Consider the following 20718-nt stretch of genomic DNA (forward strand, 5'->3'; position numbering starts at 1 on the left):
AACGAATGAGACGGCAAGCAGATAAGGCTTGCCGTTGTTTTATCATCACTCACTAACGGGAGGATTTATGGGACAACTGGTTGACGGCGTATGGCACGATACCTGGTATGAAACCAAATCTACCGGCGGCCATTTTAAGCGTTCAGAATCCGCATTCCGCAACTGGGTAACGCCCGATGGCGCACCCGGCCTCACCGGCAAAGGTGGCTTTCCTGCTCAGTCCGGCCGTTATCATCTCTACGTTTCGCTCGCCTGCCCGTGGGCACACCGCACGCTGCTCATGCGGCAGTTGAAAGGGTTAACCGATCATATCGCCGTTTCGGTGGTTCATCCGCTCATGCTCGATCATGGCTGGACGTTCGGTACCGATTTTGAAGCCGCGACGGGTGACTCACTCTATCAGCACGAATTCCTCTACCAGCTCTACCTGCACGCTATGCCAGACTACAGCGGTCGGGTGACCGTGCCTGTCCTGTGGGATACCGAGCAGCACACTATCGTCAGTAACGAATCCGCCGATATCATCCGCATGCTGAACAGCGCTTTTGATGGCGTGGGAGCAACGGCGGGAGATTATTATCCAGAGGCGCTACGCGCTCAGATTGACGAATTGAACGGCTGGATTTACGACAAGGTCAACAACGGTGTGTACAAAGCCGGCTTTGCGACAAGCCAGTCAGCCTATGATGAATCCGCCACGACCGTTTTCGCCGCGCTCTCCGATCTGGAAAGCATTCTGGCAAAACAGCGCTATCTGACGGGTGAGCAGTTAACCGAAGCCGACCTGCGGCTGTGGACGACCTTGATCCGTTTCGATCCGGTCTATCACACGCATTTTAAATGCGATAAATACCGCCTGAGCGATTATCCCAATCTGTTCGGTTTTCTGCGTGATATTTATCAGATGCCCGGAATCGCCGATACCGTCGATATGGCGCATATTCGTCACCACTACTATCGTAGCCACGGCACGATTAATCCGCATGGTGTGATTTCGCTGGGTCCAGAACAAGATCTGAACCAGCCTCACCATCGCGATAAGACGTTTGTCGATTTATACTAGGGTTTTGTCGATTTTCGCTACGCAGTAGTGAAGTCGTAAAGTAGTGAATAGTGCGGCAAGGTGCGGAACCACACCTTGCCGCAAAAAGCGCGGGATTTAGGGCTGGTTCAGCAGTTTTGGAATTTCACGCAGGAACCAGGATTTCGCCTCGCCCATGCTGTCTCGCCGCCACGCCATAATAATCTGGCTTTCCATCTGATGCTCAGGCCCAATTACCAGCAAACGCCCTTCGGCAATATCTTGTGCAACCATCGGGTAAGGCATGGTCGCGACGCCTAATCCCGCCAGTAGCGCACGCCGTTTATCATCCAGCGAACTCACCGTCAGACGCTGCTGTTTATCCAACAGCTGCACGGTCAGTACCGGGCGTTCGCGCGCAGTATCCGCCATCGCAATCCCACGGTATTTCACCCGAGTTGCATCCGACAGCGGTTCAGGCTCCTGATGAATCGGATGATCTGGGCTGGCGACATAAACGTTATTCATCGTGTACAGCTTGCGGGTATTCATTTCAGAAGACGCGCGAAAATGCATGTCTGGCGCAATCACAATATCGGCGCGCCCTTGCTCAAGACGCTCCCACGCCCCCGCCAGCACTTCCGTCAGAATCGATACCTGCGTATTGGCTTTAAGCGCCAGTTTATCGATTAGCGGGAAAATTCGCTGAGTAGGAATCAGCGCTTCCGTCACAATCGTCAGATGCGTTTCCCAACCGCGCGCCAGCGCTTCTGCGTCCGTCGTGAGTTTATCCGCGGCCTCCAGCAGAATACGTCCGCGTTCCAGCAGCATCCGCCCGACATTCGTGAATTTAGTACGATGTCCAGAACGATCGAACAGCACCACATCTAACTCTTCTTCCAGTTTCTGCATGGTATAGCTCAGTGCCGAAGGCACCCTACCCAGCTCGTCTGCCGCAGCGGCAAAGCTGCCACGGCGATCGATCGCATCCATCACCCTCAAAGCTTCCAGCGTCAATGCTCGTTCTTTCGCCATCTTCGTACTCATTCAGGAATTTTGAACATACCCACCAGATTAACTAGCTAACAATCCAACGTCCACACAATTACTATCAGTTCAATAAATAATTCTCTGGGGGGATAACAATTATGATCACACGAAGAGCAGCGGGGCAATGCGGACAGGCCGACTATGGCTGGTTGCAGGCGCGCTATACCTTTTCTTTTGGTCACTATTTTGACCCACAGTTGCTGGGCTACGCGTCTCTGCGCGTGCTCAATCAGGAAGTATTGGCACCGGGGGCATCATTCCAGCCGCGAACCTACCCACGGGTTGATATTCTGAACATTATTCTTCAGGGCGAAGCGGAATACCGCGACAGCAACGGCGGCCACATTCAGGCCAAAGCCGGAGATGTGCTGCTGCTCTCCACGCAGCCAAACGTCAGCTATAGCGAACATAATACCAACGCCAACAAGCCGCTGACACGTCTGCAATTATGGCTGAATGCCTGCCAGACCCGCGAGAACAGCCCGCTGCAGCGCATGGGATTGAATTCAGTAAACCATACGCTACTTGCCTCACCGGAAGGCGAACACAATAGCCTGCAACTACGCCAGCAGGTTTGGGTGCATCATGTCGATCTCCAGCAGAATGAGCAAAGCACCATCACGCTAAAGGGAAATCAGGCGTACCTCCAACTGATCCACGGTTCAATGGCGGTAAAAGGCAATCAGAACAGTGAAACACTGCACTGCGGCGACGGAGCCTTCATTAAGGAAGAAACGGCGTTGACGCTACAGGCAGAGTCGCCTTTGCGGGCGCTGCTCATCGATCTGGTCGTATAGCGCTTCTATCCTCGTCTTCACAGGAAAACGCCGCCAGTTCGGCGTTTTTATTCAGTCGTGGTAAGATATCCGTCTTGTTCCTCAATGCGTCAGGGTGATATGACAATGGATTCAACCAAACAGGACAAACTTCTTGCCCAGGCTGAACAGATTTGTCAGCAGCGCGCTGTGCGTCTCACGCCACAGCGGTTAGAGGTTTTACGCCTTATGGCACAGCAGTCCGGTGCTATCAGCGCTTATGACCTGCTGGACCTGCTGCGCGTTTCCGAACCTCAGGCGAAACCGCCGACTGTCTATCGCGCGCTGGATTTTCTGCTGGAACAAGGCTTCATTCACCGCGTCGAATCCAACAACAGCTACGTGCTCTGCCACCATATCGAAGACCACAGCCACACGTCTGCCCTTTTCATCTGCGACCGCTGCGGACAGGTTACAGAACGTCAAACCGAAGGTGTGGAAGAAACGCTGCGTAGTCTGGCGCAACAGTCGGGATTTACGCTGCGTCACAGCGTGGTGGAAGCACACGGCTTGTGTGGGGGCTGTCAGGAAGTTGCATCATGCAAGCAGCCGGACCATTGCGGTCACGACCATACCGTTCCGATTAAAAAACGATAGCCCAAGGGCTATCGTTTTTTCTGTGGGGATACATCACCTTGGTGACCAGTGATAGCTACCAATGATATTTGTGGTGCTCTTCCCAGTGTTTCACTTCTTTCTCTGCCGCTTCTTTTTCGTACCCGTAACGCTCCTGGATTCTCCCCACCAGTTGGTCACGTTTACCTTCGATGACCGTCAGATCGTCATCCGTTAATTTGCCCCATTGCTCTTTCGCTTTACCTTTAAACTGTTTCCAGTTACCGCTGGCTTGGTCTTTATTCATAAGAATCTCCGTACCTTAGGTGAATTGCGCATAAAAAATCATAACTACCGACGTATGCGTCAGTTTCAGATAAATAGATGTATTCAGTAAGCAACATCATAACTCAGTGAACCATGACGGTGCTCTTCGCCACTGTCTCCCTTGATTACCAGGCTATCTAAATGTGATGGCTAATACTCAATCGTCAAACTGATCTATCGCCACACAATCAAGATAAAAATGCTTACCTTGATAAAAATTATAGTCGAATATTTTACTTTGAATGAAAAATCAGGAATCTGTAACTGGAACGAGCATTGATAAAGGGAAAATAACCGCAAAAGCGGTGAAAAAACAGGAGGTAATGAGATAGTAGAAAACGCACGCAAAATGTAACTAAATGTATATGGTTAGCAGATTAATACACAGAACGTGATGCACTGTCCCAGACAGACGAGCAGTGCATCTCTGCGAATGGTTAGCTCCAGTCGCTGTTACGAATCACGCCAACCGCTAAGCCTTCTATCGAAAAGCTTTGCTGACGCAGATCGACAACAATCGGGGCAAACTCTTCATTTTCAGCGAGGAGGTGTACCGTATTGCCCTGCTTTTTCAGGCGCTTCACCGTCACCTCATCGTCAATACGCGCGACGACAATCTGACCGTTGCGCACATCTTCTGTTTTATGCACGGCCAGTAAATCACCATCCATAATACCGATATCTTTCATCGACATGCCGCTCACCCGCAGCAAAAAATCAGCGCTGGGTTTGAACATCGCAGGGTCAACCTGATAGTGACACTCGATATGTTCCTGTGCCAGCAGGGGTTCACCTGCGGCCACGCGGCCAACCAGAGGAATACCCGTCTCTTCTTCCATTAGCAGACGAATACCACGAGACGCGCCCGATACAATCTCAATAACGCCTTTACGCGCCAGCGCTTTCAGATGCTCTTCAGCCGCATTAGGAGAGCGAAACCCCAGTTGTTGAGCAATTTCCGCGCGCGTTGGCGGCATTCCGGTTTGCGCAATATGATCGCGGATCAGGTCATAAACCTGCTGCTGCCTTGCTGTTAATACTTTCATTCCGCCCCCTGGTTGTTTATACAGTCTTGCTGTGAGTATATACAGGTAAGCCACAATTGGGAATGGAGATCTCGGCAAAGCCCCTGACTTTTACTCATTTATGCGCGCCGTCAGGCAAAATGTTGCCAGAGGATGCTGCCCCAGACGACAGCGGCTAACAGGATGGCAACAAAGACAGCCGCCGAGCCAATATCTTTCGCCCGACCGGATAATTCGTGGTGCTCAAGACCAATGCGATCAACCACGGCTTCAATGGCGCTATTGGCCAGTTCAAACAGCATAATCAGTACCACAGACCCGATCAGCAGCAGTTTTTCGACCAGCGTAACTGGCAGTAAACACGCGATAATGACGCCGACAAGGGTCAGTATCGTTTCCTGACGAAATGCCGCCTCATGCTGCCACGCCTGCTTCAGCCCCTTAAAGGAATAACCAGTCGCCTTAATGATCCGGGTCATCCCCGTTGCTTTATTCATTTATCCTCCGCTATTTATGCAAAATAGTTCGCATTTTAACGCGCTTACGTTGTCTCATCACCACAGATCTCCGGCGCAGTTTCTGGTATCCTTGCGGCGCATTGCTAACAAGAGGCTCCATGTTGTTATGTCAGGTTGGCGTAAAATTTACTATAAATTATTGAATCTCCCACTGAAACTGTTGGTGAAGAGCAAAGTTATTCCCGCAGATCCGGTGGTCGAGCTAGGGTTAGATCCCTCACGTCCTATACTCTATGTTCTGCCTTATAACTCTCAGGCGGATCTCTTGACGCTACGTGCGAAATGCCTGGCATTGGGGCTACCCGATCCCTCGCAGTCGTTCGAATTCAATGGCGTCGAACTTCCTAGCCACGTCTTTATTAATGACGGGCCGCGCGTCTTCCGCTATTACGTTCCCAAACAGAAATCCGTCAAGCTGTTTCACGACTATCTGGATCTGCATCGTGCCAATCCAGATTTAGACGTACAAATGGTGCCAGTTTCTGTGATGTTTGGGCGCTCTCCGGGTCGGGAAGGCCACGCTCAGGCCACACCGCATCTGCGCTTGCTCAACGGCATTGAGAAATTCTTCGCCGTCCTGTGGCTAGGCCGCGACAGCTTTGTCCGCTTCTCCAGCCCGGTGTCGCTACGTTATATGGCGACCGAGCATGGTACTGACAAAACCATAGCCCACAAACTGGCGCGTGTCGCACGTATGCACTTCTCTCGCCAACGTTTGGCGGCAGTAGGGCCACGTTTGCCGGTGCGTCAGGAGCTATTTAACAAGCTGCTGGATTCCAAAGCGATCAAGAAAGCCGTAGACGATGAAGCGCGCAGTAAGAAAATTTCTACTGAGAAAGCGCAGCAGAACGCTATTGCGCTGATGGAAGAAATCGCCGCTGACTTCTCCTACGAAGCCGTGCGTCTATCGGATCGCGTATTAAGCTGGACGTGGAACCGCCTTTATCAGGGGATTAACGTCCACAACGCCGAACGCGTTCGCCAGCTGGCGCAGGATGGTCACGGGATTGTCTATGTGCCCTGCCACCGCAGCCACATGGATTATCTGCTGCTGTCCTACGTCCTGTACCATCAAGGCTTAGTGCCGCCGCACATCGCCGCTGGCATCAACCTGAATTTCTGGCCAGCAGGCCCGATCTTCCGCCGTCTTGGCGCGTTCTTTATTCGCCGTACCTTCAAAGGCAACAAGCTGTATTCCACGATTTTCCGTGAATATCTGGGCGAACTGTTTGCCCGCGGTTATTCGGTTGAATACTTCATGGAAGGTGGACGTTCACGCACGGGCCGTCTGTTAGAGCCAAAAACCGGTACGCTGGCGATGACCATTCAGGCCATGCTGAGAGGCGGTACGCGCCCCATCACGCTGGTACCGATTTATGTCGGCTACGAGCATGTGATGGAAGTCGGCACCTATGCGAAAGAGCTGCGCGGTGCGGTGAAGGAAAAAGAAGGCTTTATGCAGATGGTGCGCGGTTTGCGCAAACTGCGTAATCTCGGCCAAGGGTACGTGAACTTCGGCGAACCACTCCCGCTGACAACCTATCTGAACCAGCATGTTCCGCAATGGCGTGATGCGATCGATCCCATTGAAGCACAGCGCCCAAGCTGGCTAACGCCGACGGTGCAGGATATCTCTATGGATATCATGGTGCGCATCAACAATTCTGCGGCAGCAAATGCAATGAACCTGTGCTCTACGGCTTTATTAGCCTCGCGCCAGCGTTCACTGACGCGTGAACAAATGCACGAACAGCTGGATTGCTACCTCCAGTTGCTGCGCCAGGTGCCTTATCACAAAGATATTACGGCACCGAAGAAGACAGCAGATGAACTGCTGGAACACGCGCTGGGCATGAACAAGTTTGAAGTCGAGAAGGATAGCATTGGCGATATCATCATTCTGCCGCGCGAGCAGGCGGTACTGATGACGTACTACCGCAATAACATCCAGCACCTGTTGGTCTTGCCGTCGCTGATCGCCAGCATCGTCATCCACCATCGCCGGATTACGCTTGCCGAAGTCGTACGACAGATCACGCTGATCTATCCGTTGCTGCAAGCTGAGCTGTTCCTGCACTATTCCAAAGAGCAGTTGCCGGGCGTGCTGGAAACGCTGGCTAATGAACTGATTCGACAAGAGCTGCTGTGCAGCCGTAACGGTCAATTAGCCATCAATCCGCCACGCATCCGTACGCTGCAACTGCTGTCAGCAGGCGTGCGTGAAACGCTGCAACGCTATGCGATCACGCTGTCTTTGCTGTGTGCGAACCCAGAGATCAACCGTGGGACGCTGGAGAAAGAAAGCCGGAACATGGCGCAGCGCCTGTCCGTCCTGCACGGTATCAACGCGCCGGAATTCTTTGATAAAGCGGTGTTCTCAACGCTGGTCGCGACCTTACGTACAGAAGGATATATCACCGACAGCGCGGAAACGGCGCAAAGCGATATCGTGGCAATCTACAACATCCTCGGCGATCTGATCACCCCGGAAGTGCGGTTGACTATCGAAAGCGCCAGCTCACCAGCTGAAATGGAAGCCGCCAGTCAGGTGGAAACTAATAGTCAGACGGTAGAAAAAGTGGAAGAGACAAAGCAGGATTAACCGGACAATCACGGGAAAATGGCGGACGACGCGCCGCCATCAAGCCGTGAATACGTTTGGCATAACAAACATGTCTGAGCATTCCACCATAAAAAAAGCAGCGAGAAATCGCTGCTTTTTTGTCTCTATCGGTTCGCCCTATAGGCCAAACAGTACACCAATAAATATCGCCATGCCCGCGTATTTATTATTGTGAAAAGCTTTGAAACAGGCATCACGCTCGCGCCCAGCGGTCAGGATTTGCTGATAAACAAACATCCCCGCAGCTACCAGCAGCGAAATAGTGTATGGCGTTCCTAATCCAGTGGTGATGCCCAAAGCCAGCAGCAACGCCAGCATACTAAACTGCAGTAACCCGATGATGATATTGTCAAAACGGCCAAATAGGATCGCGGTGGATTTCACGCCGATCTTTAGGTCGTCATCACGATCCACCATCGCATATTGGGTATCGTAGGCGACCGTCCAGCAAATATACGCCAAAAACATCATCCAGCAGCTCGCTGGCAGGCTTTCACTCACCGCCGCGTAAGCCATCGGGATTGACCAGCCAAACGCCGCACCCAGCACAAACTGAGGAAGATGGCTGACCCGTTTCATGAACGGGTAGACCCACGCCAGACCCAGCCCCGCAACGGACAGCCAGATCGTCATCTTATTCAACGTCAGCACCAAGCCAAACGCCAACAAGACCAGCACGACAAACAGCACTTTGGCCGCTCGCTCGCTTACCTCACCGCTGGGCAATGGGCGAGAAGCGGTGCGTTTTACATGGCCGTCAAAATGGCGATCGGCATAATCATTGATAACGCAGCCCGCCGCACGCATCAAGAAAACGCCAGCGACAAAAACAAGCAGCGTCCACGGTGCAGGCGCCCCGCCTCCCGCTAGCCACAGCGCCCATAGCGTTGGCCACAGCAGCAACAGAGAACCTATCGGTTTATCAATTCGCATCAAGCGACAATAAGCCAGCCATTTCCCTGCTGTAACACTTCTTTCCAAGGATTTATCTCCTCAAATTACCTGCCAACCTTCATCACCGGCTGAAATAAATCGGTGATTCCGGTAAGAAAAGCTCAGTCAACAGTAACGGATAACCCGAGACACACAGGCGGGAACGTCGCGCCCATAAGCCTTCACTGCATCCGGTATGAATATAGTCACGCGTCAGCGCCTTTTGCCCAAACAGGTAGCGGCCTAGCGGCTGATTACCTATTTTCGTCAGGGCTGAATCCGTGCCGTCGAGCGTCTGTTGCGGAACAATGGTACTGCCAAAAAGCCAGGGACGATCGTCACCATACAGCACCACTTCACGCAGCCAGTAACGTTCACTGTACGGCAGCTGTTCGCGCTCTTCGCCCAGCGCCTGTGGCGTAATGAATTTCTCACTGCACAGGATGGTCTTCAGTTGGGCACAATATTTTTCAAGTCGCCGCGTCATGGAGCCGGTTTCCATCAGCCAGTCACCAATGTGCTCAGGTAATACCGAAGGGGGCTCAGTAAACCAGGAAATAGAGCGCAGAAGCGTAGACGCATCGTCAGACATTGTCCCTACTCCGAACAGGGTTGTTTTGAATAAAAAGGTATTCGTAAATAAAGTAACGCCGCCATTGTAGCGCAGAATGCTTCCCCCGATAACACGCGATAAACGCATTCATCAACGATACGGCAACATTTCAGCAATGCAGCGCATAAAAAAAGCACCACCCAGTCTCGCGACCAGATAGTGCTCTTTGAAGGACAGAAAGACGAGCTTCTGTAACCTGACTCCTGTCACCAGAAAATGGCTTCTGGCGACAAAGGTGTCGCACTACATCATGCCGCCCATACCACCCATGCCGCCCATACCGCCAGCAGCACCTAAGTCAGGCGCATCGCTTTTCGGCAGGTCGGTTACCATACATTCGGTGGTGATCATCAGGCCTGCAACAGAAGCCGCGTATTGCAGCGCAGAACGGGTTACCTTGGTTGGATCCAGGATACCGAAGTCGATCATGTTGCCGTATTCTTCCGTTGCCGCGTTGTAACCGTAGTTACCTTCGCCCGCTTTAACGGTGTTGGCAACCACAGATGGCTCTTCACCAGCGTTGGAAACGATCTGACGCAGTGGCGCTTCCATCGCGCGCAGCGCCACTTTGATACCCACGTTCTGATCTTCGTTCTGAGCAGTCAGAGAAGCCAGTTTCGCTGCAACGCGAACCAGCGCCACACCACCACCAGCAACCACGCCTTCTTCTACCGCAGCGCGAGTCGCAGCCAGGGCATCTTCAACGCGTGCTTTCTTCTCTTTCATTTCAACTTCAGTTGCTGCGCCAACTTTGATAACGGCTACGCCGCCAGCCAGTTTAGCCACACGCTCTTGCAGTTTTTCACGATCGTAATCAGACGTAGCTTCTTCAACCTGCTGACGGATCTGAGCAACACGGCCCTGAATCGCCGCTTCTTCACCCGTACCATCGATGATGGTGGTGGTGTCTTTGTTGATTACAACGCGTTTTGCCTGACCCAGATCTTCCAGCGTCGCTTTTTCCAGCTCCAGACCGATCTCTTCAGAGATAACGGTACCGCCAGTCAGCGTCGCGATATCTTGCAGCATCGCTTTACGACGGTCACCGAAGCCCGGTGCTTTCACCGCAGCGACTTTCACGATGCCACGCATGGTGTTAACCACCAGCGTTGCCAGTGCTTCGCCTTCAACATCTTCAGCAACGATAACCAGCGGTTTGCCGGCTTTCGCTACCGCTTCCAGAACTGGCAGCATTTCGCGGATGTTGGAGATTTTTTTGTCAGCCAGCAGGATGAACGGGCTTTCCAGTTCTACCGCACCGGTTTCTGGTTTGTTGATGAAGTACGGAGACAGGTAGCCACGGTCGAACTGCATACCTTCAACCACGTCCAGCTCGTCTTGCAGACCGGTACCTTCTTCAACGGTGATAACACCTTCTTTACCGACTTTGTCCATGGCTTCGGCAATCATTTTGCCTACGGTTTCGTCGGAGTTAGCAGAGATGGTACCAACCTGAGCAATAGCTTTAGAGTCAGAGCACGGTACAGACAGTGCTTTCAGCTCTTCAACAGCGGCGATAACGGCTTTATCGATACCGCGCTTCAGATCCATCGGGTTCATGCCCGCTGCAACAGCTTTCAGGCCTTCAGTGATGATAGCCTGCGCCAATACGGTTGCGGTCGTGGTGCCGTCGCCTGCTGCGTCATTCGCTTTAGAGGCAACTTCTTTCACCATCTGCGCGCCCATGTTCTCGAACTTGTCTTCCAGCTCGATTTCACGCGCAACAGATACGCCGTCTTTAGTAATGGTCGGTGCACCGAAGGATTTATCCAAAACTACGTTACGGCCTTTCGGGCCCAGGGTAACCTTCACTGCATCAGCCAGTACATTTACGCCGCGCAGCATTTTTACGCGAGCGTCATTACCGAATTTTACGTCTTTAGCTGCCATGGTGTATTTCCCTTAAATTCGTTCAGTTCAGATGATTACGCGCAATTACGCTTCAACAATTGCCAAAATGTCGCTTTCAGACATGATCAACACTTCTTCGTTATCGATCTTCTCTGCCTTCACGCCATAGCCATCATTGAAAATAACGATGTCGCCAACTTTCACATCCAGCGGCTTCACTTCGCCATTTTCCAGGATACGTCCGTGACCTACGGCCAGAACTTCACCGCGGGTAGATTTACCAGCAGCGGAACCAGTCAGTACGATACCGCCAGCAGATTTTGACTCGACTTCTTTGCGCTTGACGATCACGCGGTCATGCAATGGACGAATATTCATTGATAGCTCTCCTTTGAGAAAGTCCATATCGGTTTAGGATAAACGCCGACGATGTTTTGCTTATGCTTTTCATCATTGGCCTTGTGGTGTTCTAAGTGGGGACGTTTCACCGCCCTTCAAGGGAGAAAATTCATTTTTTTTGCGTTAGGCGGCCACTTGTCGCAAACAGCAGATAAAAAATAAGGATTATCAATATGATAATCCTTATCTGTTTTTCAGTTCATCGTGACGTTAACGGTCGTCACGATCGTCCCGATGTTCAATATTTGCGCTCCCGCCATCCTTGCGCTGGTATTCACCTTCAAAGGTGTTACCACCAGAGGACGACGACGCGCCGGAGCCGGAACGCCAGATATGCAGGTGAGGCATCAGTTTGAGCGTCAGGCTTTTTTGCACCGGTGGCAACAGAAGCAGTAGCCCCAGAAAGTCAGTCAGGAAACCCGGAATCAGGAGCAGAAAGCCTGCCAGCACCAGTGACACGCTTTTTACCATTTCAGCCGCCGGGCTTTCACCTGCTGCCATTTTCTGCTGCATCTGCACCAGCGTCTTCATCCCCTGATTTCGCACCAGTGAGACCCCCACGCAGGACGTGAAGACCACCAGCAGCAGGGTCATAGCGACGCCCAGCACCTCAGCCACCTGAATAAACAGCGATATCTCGATGTAAGCCAAAAGAAAAATAAGTAATAACGGTAACCAGCGCACCCGGTTCTCCTGTGTGTTTTACGCGTACTGTTTTAATAAAAACGTGTGTGAATAAGAACGTGTTAAGCCCATCGCGATTGAAAACCCAGTACGCGTTACTGCCCATCGACTTTACTACCAATGGATTAGGTAAAATGCGCGCCCTGCTCTGCGATCTGGCACATCATGAGTGACTTAAATGGGGACGGCCTTGCGCATTTTCAATGCCGCCGCCCCACGAATATTGTTCTAAAATAGTGACTCGTGACTACAGTCACAGTTCATTTACTGTAGTGGTAGAGAACGCCAGTATAGTGATCTAAACACCTGTTTTTCGCTTTCATAACGACATATCCTCACGGCAATGGATACTTGGTTGGTCAAACATCCCGAGACTATTGCCGAGATAAGACGGTTTATCCAGGGTCACACTGTTTGCCTGAGAGAGCACGTTTTCTGAGATAACAGTTTCCCACGATAACGCCGCCCGACACACCAGCCCACAGCGTCTAGTTGCATCACTAGCCGCACAACAGGATAGGCACTCTCATGTCAGAAAACATCCGTATTGAAGAAGACCTGTTAGGCACCCGAGAAGTTCCCGCAGACGCGTATTATGGCGTTCATACGCTGCGCGCCGTCGAAAATTTCTATATCAGCAACAATAAAATCAGTGACATTCCCGAGTTCGTACGCGGCATGGTCATGGTGAAGAAAGCGGCGGCGTTAGCGAACAGAGAACTGCAAACTATCCCGAAAAAAATCGCCGACATCATCATCCGTGCCTGTGATGAAGTGCTGAATAACGGAAAATGCATGGATCAGTTTCCGGTGGATGTCTATCAGGGGGGCGCTGGCACGTCGGTCAATATGAATACCAACGAAGTATTAGCCAATATTGGTCTGGAACTGATGGGCCACCAGAAAGGCGAATACCAGTACCTGAATCCCAACGATCATCTGAACAAATGTCAGTCCACTAATGATGCCTACCCCACCGGATTTCGTATCGCGGTCTATGCGTCCGTCCTGAAGCTAACCGAGGCGATAGCGAAGTTGAGCGATGGCTTCGAGCGTAAAGCCAAAGAATTTGAAGACGTGCTGAAGATGGGTCGTACCCAGTTGCAGGACGCGGTGCCGATGACGCTCGGCCAGGAATTTCATGCGTTTAACGTGCTGTTGCAGGAAGAAATCAAAAACCTGCTGCGCACGTCGGAACTACTGCTTGAAGTCAATCTGGGCGCGACCGCCATCGGTACGCGTCTGAATACGCCAGACGGCTACCAGCAACTGGCGGTACAGCGTCTGGCGGAAGTCAGCGGCCTGCCGTGCGTGCCAGCAGAAGATTTGATCGAAGCGACGTCAGACTGCGGTGCCTATGTGATGGTACACAGTTCGCTGAAGCGGCTGGCCGTGAAGCTGTCGAAAATCTGTAATGACCTGCGTTTGCTCTCTTCCGGCCCCCGTGCTGGTCTGAATGAAATCAACCTGCCGGAACTGCAAGCGGGTTCCTCAATCATGCCCGCCAAGGTGAATCCGGTTGTGCCGGAAGTCGTCAATCAGGTGTGCTTCAAGGTCATCGGTAACGACACCTGCGTCACGATGGCGTCAGAAGCCGGGCAATTGCAGTTAAACGTGATGGAACCGGTCATCGGTCAGGCGATGTTTGAATCGACCCACATTCTGACCAACGCCTGCTACAACCTGCTGGAGAAATGCGTTAACGGCATCACCGCCAACAAGAGCGTGTGCGAAGCCTACGTCTTCAACTCCATCGGGATTGTGACGTACCTGAATCCGTTCATCGGCCACCACAACGGCGATATCGTCGGCAGGATCTGCGCAGAAACGGGGAAAAGCGTGCGTGAAGTCGTGCTGGAGCGCGGCCTGCTAACGGAAGCCGAGCTGGATGACATTTTCTCTATCCAGAACCTGATGCATCCGGCGTACAAAGCCAAACGTTACACCGATGAAAACGAGCTTCCCTAACACCAACACCTAATACCCACAGGCACGTCCGTTCACGAAGAACAGCGTGCCTTTATTTTTTGCCGCCTACGGCCATAAGAATAAGTTATGAATTTTTTATTAATTAAGGAGCATAGTCATGCTTGGTCTTGAGTTACTGATCGTTCTGCTTGCCATCTATTTGGGAGCACGACTGGGAGGCATCGGCATTGGTTTCGCCGGTGGCCTGGGAGTGCTTGTTCTTACGCTGGGGTTTCAGATAAAGCCCGGCGTGATCCCTTTTGATGTCATTGAAATTATCATGGCCGTTATCGCTGCCATCGCCGCGATGCAGGTGGCGGGCGGAATGGATTATCTGGTCAGTCTGGCGGAGAAACTGCTGCGTAAGCACCCGAAATACGTGACTTTTCTCGCCCCTCTGGTCACCTACTTCATGACGATTCTGGCCGGAACCGGACACACCGCGTTTTCCACCCTGCCGGTTATCGCCGAAGTTGCCAAAGAGCAGGGCATTCGCCCTTCTCGTCCGCTTTCGATTGCCGTTGTTGCCTCGCAAATCGCCATTACCGCGTCGCCAATCTCAGCGGCGGTGGTGTTTGTCGCCGGTATTCTTGAGCCGCACGGCGTCAGCTATCTGCTGCTGTTAGGCATCTGCATTCCTACCACGCTCGCCGCCATCCTGCTGACGGCGATTGTGACCAACTTCCTGGGTAAAGAGCTGAAAGACGATCCGATTTATCAGGAACGTCTGAAAAAAGGTGAAACCACGCTGCGCGGTAATAGCCAGCATGAGATCAAACCGGGCGCCAAACTTTCCGTGATGCTATTTCTGATCGGCATTGTCGCTGTCGTGCTGTATGCCACAGCGATCAGCGGCACAGTTGGGCTGATTCAGAATCCCGTTCTACCACGTAACGAAGCGATTGTGGTCTTTATGCTGACGATCGCCACGCTGATTTGCATCACCTGTAAAATCGACACCGCGCGCATCCTCTCTGCCAGCACGTTTAAGTCCGGCATGAGCGCCTGTATCTGCGTGATGGGCGTGGCCTGGCTGGGCGATACCTTTGTTAAAGCGCACATTTCCGATATTCAGGATACCGCTGGCGCGCTGCTGCAAAGCTACCCGTGGATGCTGGCCGTCGTGCTGTTCTTCGCCGCGACGCTGCTTTACTCGCAGGCGGCAACGGCAAAAGCATTGATGCCTGCTGCGCTGCTGCTGGGCGTGTCTCCGGTCACGGCCGTTGCGTCTTTTGCTGCCGTTTCCGCTCTGTTCGTTCTGCCGACCTACCCGACTCTGTTGGCCGCCGTGGAAATGGACGACACCGGCTCAACGCGCATCGGCAAGTTTGTGTTTAACCACTCCTTCCTGATTCCGGGCGTGATGGCGATTACGCTGTCGGTGATATTTGGCTTCATCCTTGGCAGCATCCTGATCTAAAGATTGCCTGTCAGACAGTCCCTCGCGGATCGGCGTAACTCGTCGATCCGCTTCTTTCCACTCTCGCAGTTCATTCCCTTCAAACAATAAAGCAAGGTATAGTGTGGCTCTGGTTGTCTGGAATTTGTTCATCTGACACGGAGGATGTGATGTCTGACCGCCCGCTTTGCGATGCTGTCGTCATATTATGTACCGCACCTGACGACGCCTGCGCGCAACGGCTTGCCGACTCGCTGCTGGAAACGCGGCTTGCCGCCTGCGTCACCCTGCTGCCCGGCGCACGTTCGCTCTACTACTGGGAAGGCAAGCTCGAACAGCAATCAGAAGTACAAATGCTGATAAAAAGCGATACCTCACATCAGCAAGCCCTGCTGACTCACCTGAAACAACAACACCCTTACGATACGCCGGAACTGTTAGTCCTGCCGGTATCCGGGGGCGATAGCGATTATCTGACATGGCTCAACGCATCTTTACGCTGATTTTCCTGTTATGGACGGCTTTCGGCACACCCAGTGTGGCCGCCTCTTCTTTCGGTCAGAAACTGTTTGGCAACAGCACGACGTCACGCTTTCTGCCTGTCGATGGCGCTTTCGCCTTTGAGTTTCAGCAGCAGGATAACCAGCTCAATCTGCGCTGGGATATCCATCCTGATTACTACCTGTACCGCGCACAAATCAAGATCGAAGGGAACGGCGCCACGCTGGGCAAAGTGGAACTGCCACAGGGCGAAAGCCATAACGACGAGTTCTTCGGTCAGGTCTTTATTCTGCGGGATCGGCTGGCGCTAACGGTTCCGATTCAACAGGCCGAGAGCGGCGCGACGGTTAAAGTCACCTATCAGGGCTGCGCCGATGCCGGTTTCTGCTATCCGCCGGAAACGCGCGTCGTCCCTCTCAGTCAGGTGATTGCTAACGCAGGCACAGATACCTCGAATACTGCATCAGCCCAGACGGCACCGCCGCAGACCACGCCGATGCCGTTCTCGCCGTGGTGGGCGCTGTTGATTGGTATCGGCGTCTCCTTTACCCCTTGCGTCCTGCCAATGTACCCGCTGATTGCCAGTCTGGTGTTGGGCAGAAAAGAACAGCTGACGCCGCGCCGCACGCTGCTGCTGTCGATGACCTACGTTCAGGGCATGGCGCTGACCTACACGCTGCTCGGGCTGGTTGTCGCCGCCGCCGGATTACGCTTTCAGGCCGCGCTCCAGCATCCCTACATTCTGATTGGCCTGTCGGTGATGTTTGCTGCGCTGGCGCTGTCCATGTTTGGCCTGTATACGCTCCAGCTCCCGTCCTCGGTACAAACCCGACTGACAGAGTGGAGCAACCGTCAGCAAGGCGGCTCCGTCACTGGCGTATTCTGCATGGGCGCGCTGGCTGGGCTAATTTGTTCCCCCTGCACCACCGCCCCGCTCAGCGCCATCCTGCTTTACATCGCCCAGAGCGGTAACATGCTGGCAGGTGGCGGCACGCTTTATCTCTACGCGCTCGGCATGGGATTACCGCTCATTCTGGTCACGCTGTTCGGCAATAAACTGCTGCCGCGCAGCGGCCCGTGGATGCAGTACGTTAAGGAAGCGTTTGGCTTCATTATTCTGGCGCTGCCCGTCTTCCTGCTGGAACGCATTCTGGGCGAGACGTGGGGAATGCGGCTGTGGAGCGCGTTAGGTATCGCCTTCTTCGGCTGGGCACTCATGCTGACGCTGCGCAGCAGCAAAGGCTGGATGCGCGGCGTACAGCTGCTGCTGTTGGCAGGCGTGGTGATCAGCGCTAAACCGCTGCAAGACTGGGCATTTCCTCCGGCTGGCGTGGCGCAAGCCCACACCTCAGCACTGAACTTTGCCCCTGTCGCCAATATTGCCGATCTCAACAGCGCGCTGGCAAAGAGCGCTCAGCCTGTTATGCTCGATCTTTACGCTGACTGGTGCGTGGCTTGCAAAGAGTTCGAGAAATACACGTTCAGCGACCCGGCGGTGCAAAACCATCTGTCGCGCATCACGCTGCTACAGGCGGACGTCACCGCGAACCGCGAAGAACAAAACGCGCTGCTGAAAAAGCTACAGGTTTTAGGGCTGCCGACCATCGTATTTTTTGACGCTCAGGGGAAAGAAATCCCCGGCTCGCGCGTCACCGGTTTTATGAACGCTGAACAATTTAAGGCGCATTTGCAGAAGTTCAGCCCATAAACAACACGATATATGTGCTTCTGGAGGAGACCTAATGCAACGGGAAGATGTTCTTGAACATGCGCTTACTCTGCTGGAGCAGCACGGCTTTGCCATGACAACGCTGGATATGCTGGCGGAGAGACTAGGCGTTCCGGTAGAGGAACTGACGCCATTCTGGCCGGATCGGGAAGCGCTGTTGTACGACGGCCTGCGTCACCATAGCCAGCAGGTCGATACCTGGCGACGTCAGCTTCTCTTGGACGACGAGAAAAGTATCGAGCAAAAGCTGCTGGCACGCTATCAGGTGCTGCACGAGTCGGTGAACAAACAGCGTTATCCGGGCTGCTTGTTTATTGCGGCGTGCAGCTTCTTCCCTGATATCAATCACCCTATCCACCAGATTGCGGAACAGCAGAAGCTGGCGTCTTATCAGTACACCCGCGACTTGTTGGAAGAGCTGGAAACCGACGATCCTGAGATGGTCGCTCAACAGATGGAATTGATTCTGGAAGGCTGCCTGAGCAACCTGTTAGTCAAGCATCAGGCCGCCAGCATCGCCACTGCACAGCGGTTAGCAGAAGATGTCTTACGCTTTGCGCTGTGTCGCAAAAACGGCGCGTTGACCTAAGCGAGCATGCCTGCCCAGGCGGAAACGAACAGACACAGCGCCATCAGGCGCTGAAAGCGCACCATTGCAACGGTGGTGCGAAACACCCTGTTCACGGCCTTCCCCAGCCCTGCCCAGCACACCAGACAGACCATCGAGATAATCAAAAACCACAGCGCCATTATCGATATCTCCCGCAATGCATGCTCCCCCTCAGGGGCGAACAAGCTCACGACGGCTAATGCCATCATCCACGTTTTCGGGTTAATCACCTGTAACAACGCCGCTGCGCGAGCCGTAAAACGGTTGTGCGATTCGCCAGAGAGATTAGCGGCGGGTGCCCTGAATAACTGCCAGCTCATCCAGCTTAGCCACAGCACGCCCGCCCAGCTCATCACCTGACGAACCACCGGATACTGACGCAGCATCTCCCCCGCGCCAGCACCGGAAATCAGTACGATAGCGCTTGCCGCCACACAGGCACCGACCACTGCGGGTAACGTGTTTCTCACGCCATAGAGTTGGCTATTAGTTAAAATCAGGATATTCGTTGGCCCCGGCGTTATCGAGGCGACAAATGCAAACAGCAGAAACGGCATCAAACTCACAGGTCACTCCTTTTTTAAGAGCCCTGACTGTGCCGCTATTTTCAGGAAACGTCTGGAAGGTTTGTGCACAACCGACGGTAATGGGCAGGCGAGATCCGATACGCCCGCTGAAACCAACGGCCAAGATGGCTTTGATCGGAGAAACCCAGGGTCGCAGCCACGTCGGCAGGCTGATCGCCGTATGCCAGTAGCTGCCGTGCTTTCGCCAAACGAAGCTGGATAAGCCAGGCGTGCGGAGCCAGATGAAATTCACGTTTAAAGCAACGTGTCAGCGTGAAGCGATCGGTGCCCGTCTCCCGCGCGAGGTCAGACAGGCCGATATTTTCGCCCAGATGTGCATAAAGATAATCGCGTGCGCGATGGGCCACCGCCGTGCTTTGCACCTGAGAGGGCAACCTTTTTCGCCAGTGGCAATGCGCGGTGATCTGCGAGAGCAGGTTATCCATAGTGCTCTGCTGCACGATTTTCATTTCATCGTTGTGAAGCGTGGCGAACGTGTCGCCAATCGAACGAACCAGCAGTGGATCACGCGTGAGTGTTTGCGCAAAATGAAGCGAGTAACTTCCTGGCGTGGAAGCATATAAGCCGTGCAACGCATTGGTCAGCCAGTGCTCATCGAGGTAAAACGTCAGATAGGTAAACCCGCCATCGACCGGCGCGTCACCGTCGTGGATTTCACCCGGCTCCAGCAAAAAGGCATCACCAGGCCGACTATGATGTCGCTCACGGCGACAGTGAAACTGCTGCGTACCGGAAAGCGTCACGCCCACGAGGTAGCTGTCGTGCCAGTGTGGATCGTAGGCGTGCCCTTCAAAATGCGCCTTGATCGTTTCAATCCCCGTATCTGCATGCTGACGTAGCTCAAGCCAGTCGTTCGCCATCTCGCTCCCCTCTTTTCGCTACCAGCATTACCCGTTCATAGGCATCAATTCTGGAAGATTTGTGCAAAATCGACGCCTACCCGATCAGATTGCCGTAAAGTTAAGCAGTTGAACAGCTTTTCCCTAAATAGGGTTGACGATCATACGGGATTAAGGTTTAATGCGCCCCGTTGCCCGGATAGCTCAGTCGGTAGAGCAGAGGATTGAAAATCCTCGTGTCCTTGGTTCGATTCCGAGTCCGGGCACCACTAATTTAAAGAAACCAGCCTAACGGCTGGTTTTTTGCTTTTGGGGATTGGGTTCTGAACTGGGTTCGGTTCTCTACGAGAACGCTATCCCGCCTCCCCTTCCCCATGATTCGGGTTCATACCTTGATAGCGTGACGGCCAGATCTCTTCCGGCTGCTTTCCTAATGCGCAGGCAATTAATCTCTCACCTTTCGGCCAATGTCTTGTCAACGCGTTAGCAAGTGTTGAAGACGCTAATCCAGATGCCCTTGAAACCGCCGCCAGCGTTGTGCCTTTCTTCCTCAGGCCAGCAATAATGTCTGCCGGATGCCAATCGTTCTTATCCATTTCTCTAACCTCTCCCTATGATAAATCGGCTCAATTATCCCATTTTGGGATAAAAAAGAAAATGATTGATATTCG

21 protein-coding genes and 1 tRNA gene are annotated in these 20718 nt (G+C 53.1%); 10 read left to right on the forward strand and 12 right to left on the reverse strand.

The genetic code is table 11. The features are described from left to right. Positions 1–67: 67 nt before the first annotated feature. Complete coding sequence (locus NXT09_RS09250; protein ID WP_048256595.1) at positions 68–1063, forward strand: glutathione S-transferase family protein; 996 nt, start codon at positions 68–70, stop codon at positions 1061–1063. A gap of 96 nt (positions 1064–1159) precedes the next feature. On the opposite strand, the gene NXT09_RS09255 is transcribed toward NXT09_RS09250, so the two are convergent. Further along, positions 1160–2056, reverse strand: a complete 897-nt coding sequence (locus NXT09_RS09255; protein WP_010282925.1) for a LysR family transcriptional regulator — start codon at positions 2054–2056, stop codon at positions 1160–1162. Between the two features lie 113 nt (positions 2057–2169). On the opposite strand from NXT09_RS09255, the gene NXT09_RS09260 reads away from it, so the two are divergent. Together NXT09_RS09260 and zur are read left to right on the forward strand one after the other, a co-directional pair. After that, complete coding sequence (locus NXT09_RS09260; RefSeq protein WP_205553733.1) at positions 2170–2868, forward strand: pirin family protein; 699 nt, start codon at positions 2170–2172, stop codon at positions 2866–2868. A gap of 105 nt (positions 2869–2973) precedes the next feature. Then, a complete protein-coding gene (gene zur, locus NXT09_RS09265; RefSeq protein ID WP_040032639.1) occupies positions 2974–3483 on the forward strand; it encodes a zinc uptake transcriptional repressor Zur in 510 nt (169 codons plus the stop codon). Between the two features lie 55 nt (positions 3484–3538). On the opposite strand, the gene NXT09_RS09270 is transcribed toward zur, so the two are convergent. The 3 genes from NXT09_RS09270 to NXT09_RS09280 all read right to left on the reverse strand — a co-directional run bounded on the left by NXT09_RS09270 (position 3539) and on the right by NXT09_RS09280 (position 5290). Continuing rightward, complete coding sequence (locus tag NXT09_RS09270) at positions 3539–3748, reverse strand: CsbD family protein (RefSeq protein ID WP_010282913.1); 210 nt, start codon at positions 3746–3748, stop codon at positions 3539–3541. A 457-nt stretch (positions 3749–4205) separates the two neighbouring features. After that, the gene (gene lexA, locus NXT09_RS09275) at positions 4206–4814 is read right to left on the reverse strand and encodes a transcriptional repressor LexA (protein ID WP_010282910.1); all 609 of its coding nucleotides are present in this window, start codon (positions 4812–4814) and stop codon (positions 4206–4208) included. 110 nt (positions 4815–4924) lie between these two features. After that, positions 4925–5290: a diacylglycerol kinase gene (locus NXT09_RS09280; RefSeq protein WP_039282393.1), complete on the reverse strand. Its 366-nt coding sequence runs from the start codon at positions 5288–5290 to the stop codon at positions 4925–4927. Positions 5291–5417: 127 nt separating this feature from the next. Here NXT09_RS09280 and plsB point away from each other — a divergent pair, with 127 nt between their 5' ends. Then, positions 5418–7913, forward strand: coding sequence for a glycerol-3-phosphate 1-O-acyltransferase PlsB (gene plsB / locus NXT09_RS09285; RefSeq protein WP_268579486.1), 2496 nt, complete (start codon positions 5418–5420; stop codon positions 7911–7913). Between the two features lie 138 nt (positions 7914–8051). Here plsB and ubiA read toward each other — a convergent pair whose 3' ends face one another. From ubiA to NXT09_RS09310, 5 genes are all read right to left on the reverse strand, one after another. Continuing rightward, on the reverse strand, positions 8052–8915 hold the full coding sequence (gene ubiA, locus NXT09_RS09290; protein ID WP_268579487.1) for a 4-hydroxybenzoate octaprenyltransferase: 864 nt from the start codon (positions 8913–8915) through the stop codon (positions 8052–8054). 34 nt (positions 8916–8949) lie between these two features. Continuing rightward, complete coding sequence (gene ubiC, locus NXT09_RS09295) at positions 8950–9459, reverse strand: chorismate lyase (protein WP_268579488.1); 510 nt, start codon at positions 9457–9459, stop codon at positions 8950–8952. A 264-nt stretch (positions 9460–9723) separates the two neighbouring features. After that, the gene (gene groL, locus NXT09_RS09300) at positions 9724–11370 is read right to left on the reverse strand and encodes a chaperonin GroEL (protein WP_012773217.1); all 1647 of its coding nucleotides are present in this window, start codon (positions 11368–11370) and stop codon (positions 9724–9726) included. A 45-nt stretch (positions 11371–11415) separates the two neighbouring features. Continuing rightward, entirely contained in the window at positions 11416–11709 is a 294-nt protein-coding gene (locus NXT09_RS09305) for a co-chaperone GroES (protein ID WP_005971295.1), read from the reverse strand. Positions 11710–11940: 231 nt separating this feature from the next. After that, positions 11941–12414: an FxsA family protein gene (locus NXT09_RS09310; protein ID WP_012773216.1), complete on the reverse strand. Its 474-nt coding sequence runs from the start codon at positions 12412–12414 to the stop codon at positions 11941–11943. 528 nt (positions 12415–12942) lie between these two features. Between NXT09_RS09310 and aspA the strand changes: the two genes are divergently transcribed. From aspA to NXT09_RS09335, 5 genes are all read left to right on the forward strand, one after another. Next, positions 12943–14382, forward strand: coding sequence for an aspartate ammonia-lyase (aspA, locus tag NXT09_RS09315; RefSeq protein ID WP_039522514.1), 1440 nt, complete (start codon positions 12943–12945; stop codon positions 14380–14382). Positions 14383–14500: 118 nt separating this feature from the next. Beyond that, positions 14501–15802 (forward strand): anaerobic C4-dicarboxylate transporter, encoded by a 1302-nt coding sequence (locus NXT09_RS09320; protein WP_010286407.1) that lies wholly within the window; start codon positions 14501–14503, stop codon positions 15800–15802. Positions 15803–15951: 149 nt separating this feature from the next. Beyond that, entirely contained in the window at positions 15952–16284 is a 333-nt protein-coding gene (cutA, locus tag NXT09_RS09325; RefSeq protein WP_010286405.1) for a divalent cation tolerance protein CutA, read from the forward strand. Then, positions 16260–17990: a protein-disulfide reductase DsbD gene (locus NXT09_RS09330; protein ID WP_268579489.1), complete on the forward strand. Its 1731-nt coding sequence runs from the start codon at positions 16260–16262 to the stop codon at positions 17988–17990. Before cutA ends, NXT09_RS09330 begins: the two co-directional genes overlap by 25 nt. 34 nt (positions 17991–18024) lie before the next feature. Next, positions 18025–18600, forward strand: a complete 576-nt coding sequence (locus tag NXT09_RS09335) for a transcriptional regulator (RefSeq protein ID WP_014914059.1) — start codon at positions 18025–18027, stop codon at positions 18598–18600. Here the strand turns inward: NXT09_RS09335 and NXT09_RS09340 are convergent. Together NXT09_RS09340 and NXT09_RS09345 are read right to left on the reverse strand one after the other, a co-directional pair. Beyond that, positions 18597–19187 carry a LysE family translocator gene (locus NXT09_RS09340; protein WP_268579490.1) on the reverse strand — a complete coding sequence of 197 codons (591 nt, stop codon included), beginning with the start codon at positions 19185–19187 and terminating at the stop codon, positions 18597–18599. The genes NXT09_RS09335 and NXT09_RS09340 overlap by 4 nt on opposite strands. Before the next feature lie 41 nt (positions 19188–19228). Next, a complete protein-coding gene (locus NXT09_RS09345; protein ID WP_268579491.1) occupies positions 19229–20068 on the reverse strand; it encodes an AraC family transcriptional regulator in 840 nt (279 codons plus the stop codon). 172 nt (positions 20069–20240) lie between these two features. Between NXT09_RS09345 and NXT09_RS09350 the strand changes: the two genes are divergently transcribed. Further along, positions 20241–20316 (forward strand) — tRNA-Phe (locus tag NXT09_RS09350). 84 nt (positions 20317–20400) lie between these two features. Here the strand turns inward: NXT09_RS09350 and NXT09_RS09355 are convergent. Further along, positions 20401–20643: a helix-turn-helix domain-containing protein gene (locus NXT09_RS09355; protein WP_268579492.1), complete on the reverse strand. Its 243-nt coding sequence runs from the start codon at positions 20641–20643 to the stop codon at positions 20401–20403. Between the last annotated feature and the right edge of the window lie 75 nt (positions 20644–20718).

The sequence above is a fragment of the Pectobacterium jejuense genome, from assembly GCF_026800125.1.
Lineage (GTDB): Bacteria > Pseudomonadota > Gammaproteobacteria > Enterobacterales > Enterobacteriaceae > Pectobacterium > Pectobacterium jejuense.

Excerpts from the sequence above, each read along its gene's own strand:
- lexA (WP_010282910.1), bottom strand. The coding sequence starts at position 4,814 with ATGAAAGTATTAACAGCAAGGCAGCAGCAGGTTTATGACCTGATCCGC.
- NXT09_RS09320 (WP_010286407.1), top strand. The coding sequence starts at position 14,501 with ATGCTTGGTCTTGAGTTACTGATCGTTCTGCTTGCCATCTATTTGGGA.
- plsB (WP_268579486.1), top strand. The coding sequence starts at position 5,418 with ATGTCAGGTTGGCGTAAAATTTACTATAAATTATTGAATCTCCCACTG.
- cutA (WP_010286405.1), top strand. The coding sequence starts at position 15,952 with ATGTCTGACCGCCCGCTTTGCGATGCTGTCGTCATATTATGTACCGCA.
- NXT09_RS09335 (WP_014914059.1), top strand. The coding sequence starts at position 18,025 with ATGCAACGGGAAGATGTTCTTGAACATGCGCTTACTCTGCTGGAGCAG.
- NXT09_RS09330 (WP_268579489.1), top strand. The coding sequence starts at position 16,260 with ATGGCTCAACGCATCTTTACGCTGATTTTCCTGTTATGGACGGCTTTC.
- NXT09_RS09260 (WP_205553733.1), top strand. The coding sequence starts at position 2,170 with ATGATCACACGAAGAGCAGCGGGGCAATGCGGACAGGCCGACTATGGC.
- groL (WP_012773217.1), bottom strand. The coding sequence starts at position 11,370 with ATGGCAGCTAAAGACGTAAAATTCGGTAATGACGCTCGCGTAAAAATG.
- NXT09_RS09280 (WP_039282393.1), bottom strand. The coding sequence starts at position 5,290 with ATGAATAAAGCAACGGGGATGACCCGGATCATTAAGGCGACTGGTTAT.
- zur (WP_040032639.1), top strand. The coding sequence starts at position 2,974 with ATGGATTCAACCAAACAGGACAAACTTCTTGCCCAGGCTGAACAGATT.
- NXT09_RS09355 (WP_268579492.1), bottom strand. The coding sequence starts at position 20,643 with ATGGATAAGAACGATTGGCATCCGGCAGACATTATTGCTGGCCTGAGG.
- NXT09_RS09270 (WP_010282913.1), bottom strand. The coding sequence starts at position 3,748 with ATGAATAAAGACCAAGCCAGCGGTAACTGGAAACAGTTTAAAGGTAAA.
- NXT09_RS09345 (WP_268579491.1), bottom strand. The coding sequence starts at position 20,068 with ATGGCGAACGACTGGCTTGAGCTACGTCAGCATGCAGATACGGGGATT.
- NXT09_RS09255 (WP_010282925.1), bottom strand. The coding sequence starts at position 2,056 with ATGGCGAAAGAACGAGCATTGACGCTGGAAGCTTTGAGGGTGATGGAT.
- aspA (WP_039522514.1), top strand. The coding sequence starts at position 12,943 with ATGTCAGAAAACATCCGTATTGAAGAAGACCTGTTAGGCACCCGAGAA.
- NXT09_RS09250 (WP_048256595.1), top strand. The coding sequence starts at position 68 with ATGGGACAACTGGTTGACGGCGTATGGCACGATACCTGGTATGAAACC.
- ubiC (WP_268579488.1), bottom strand. The coding sequence starts at position 9,459 with ATGTCTGACGATGCGTCTACGCTTCTGCGCTCTATTTCCTGGTTTACT.
- NXT09_RS09305 (WP_005971295.1), bottom strand. The coding sequence starts at position 11,709 with ATGAATATTCGTCCATTGCATGACCGCGTGATCGTCAAGCGCAAAGAA.